This is a genomic window from Paenibacillus sp. 2TAB23 (assembly GCF_052115165.1).
GTDB lineage: Bacteria > Bacillota > Bacilli > Paenibacillales > Paenibacillaceae > Pristimantibacillus.
On sequence record NZ_JBFRGD010000058.1, the window covers coordinates 1 to 2,086 of the forward strand.

General features: G+C 45.0%; 2 protein-coding genes and 1 pseudogene. All 3 read left to right on the forward strand.

The genetic code is table 11. The features are described from left to right. Positions 1-106, forward strand: a 106-nt coding sequence (locus tag AB4Z29_RS32220) for an IS3 family transposase (RefSeq protein ID WP_441944359.1), incomplete at its 5' end; no start/stop codon positions are given. 85 nt (positions 107-191) lie between these two features. Then, on the forward strand, positions 192-1,061 hold the full coding sequence (locus AB4Z29_RS32225; protein ID WP_441946951.1) for a sigma-70 family RNA polymerase sigma factor: 870 nt from the start codon (positions 192-194) through the stop codon (positions 1,059-1,061). A gap of 280 nt (positions 1,062-1,341) precedes the next feature. After that, positions 1,342-1,827: pseudogene (locus AB4Z29_RS32230) on the forward strand (IS110 family transposase); the annotation flags it as partial. Positions 1,828-2,086: the final 259 nt, after the last annotated feature.

Here is a 2,086-nt window from a genome sequence, read left to right on the forward strand (position 1 = left end):
CGTGATACAGATAGTCAAAGATTACATTCATTATTATAACCATATTCGTATTCAAGCGAAACTAAATAACCAGTCACCGATTCAGTATCGGCAACTGGCATGTTAGTTAGGTGTTTTATCCCTGTCTCATTAGCAGGGGTCAGTTCCGTACTTATAGGGGCTTTTTATTTTTGTGCGAGGGAGTTTGAATGATGAGTGAACAAGTTGGGTTGGCAAATACATTCGAAGTACACAGGAAGCATCTTCAGGCAGTGGCTTATCGAATGCTGGGATCGTTGAGTGAAGCAGAGGACGCGGTACAGGAGGCTTGGTTGCGCCTTAGTCGCGCGGATGAAAGAAGCATCGAGAACATGGGAGGATGGTTGACCACCGTTGTTTCGCGTGTATGTATAGATATGTTACGATCGCGAAAATCAAGGCGCGAAGAATCGATAGAAGCTCACTTGCCCGATACTTTCATGAGTCAAGAGAATATAATCGATCCCGAACAAGAAGCCATATTGGCTGATTCTGTCGGTATTGCACTGTTAGCCGTACTCGGTAATCTGAATCCTGCGGAACGCATCACGTTCGTGCTGCACGATGTTTTCGCCATACCCTTCAATGAGATTGCTTCTATTGTAGGAAAGTCCGAGATGGCAACAAGACAACTTGCTAGCCGGGCACGCCACCGGATTCGCGGGGCGAAAGCAATGCCAGAAGTCGACTTTGCTCTCCAACGCGACGTTGTTCAAGCTTTTCTTGCTGCAGCGCACGCAGGCGATTTCGATACTTTAGTAGCTGCGCTCGATCAGGACGTTATTCTTCGTGACGACCGTCAAACAGGATCTTCAAGAGTAACCCGAGGAGCGGTTGCTCTAGCGAAACAAGTTTCGGGACGTGCACAGAAAGCAGCACAACTAGCCCTCGTGAATGGAACAGTAGGAATCATTGTGGCTCCTCATGGAAGATTGCTCTATGTACTCAAATTTAAAATGAATCATGGAAAAATTGCCGAGGTCGACCTAATCTCCGATCCTGAACGCATAAGCCAGCTTGATCTGGCAGTGTTGAACGATTGAGCAAAATTGTGGCCCTGTATTACGCTATTCTGCCCGTTCGTATTATGAGGTCACCAGATATTACTGGTAGACCTCATTTTTGTGTGGTCATAAGATAGCGGTAGCCGGGGATCGAACGATTCTGCCCGTGGGACTTGGACCCCGAGAGCTATTCTGTTCATCCCCCCTACTTGTTCAACCATGGTTAGGCTGGTTGGGACGTTGATCCCGTATCACATGCGATAGTGTGGAAGACAAGAAGGTTAGGGGTTACCGGTGAATACACTTTGGGAGTGATATTGTGAATCCAGTCATTGGTTTGGATGTATCCAAAGAAGAGAGCCATGCACAAGCTTTTTTGGACCGCGGAGAACCTCATGGGAAGATCTTTAGATTTAATCATGATCTAGAGGGATTATCGTCTGTACATCGTCATTAATCCGTTAATCTCATATGAAGCTAAAAAGACTAATTTGAGACGGGTCAAGACGGATGCTGCTGATGCCTATCAGCTTGGGGCGCTGTTCTATAAAGAAGAGTTTGAACCCATCAAAAAACGGGGTCAGCATCTCATGAATTTACGTTATCTCACGCGTCAGCATGAATCTTTAACGGGTATGTATGTTCAGGCGAAGCTGCAGTTCCAGCTATTCTTGATCAGGTTTTCCCTGAATACCATGGCGTATTCGGTGACCTCTATTCGAAAGTTTCGCTTCGATTTCTAGTTTTACACCAGACGTCTAAAGAAATTCTAGAAATGTCGGAGCAGAAAATTTCAACAGAGATTCACCACCTAATCTCGCGAGGCAAATCCACCTCATGAATTCATAATTAATAATTTAATATTGACAAACTATTAGCTGGAATAGCGTAATGAAAAATTGGAGCAGCTGCCGATGATATGCTCCCCTTACGGTAGACAGGTGAAATAATAAAACCTACTACTGGAAGGGGAGCTTTTTCATGCTTAGACGACAATATTCTGCTTCAGAGAAACTCGCTATCCTTGAAGAAATTGAGAATGGTGAGATAGGTGTTAATGCTGT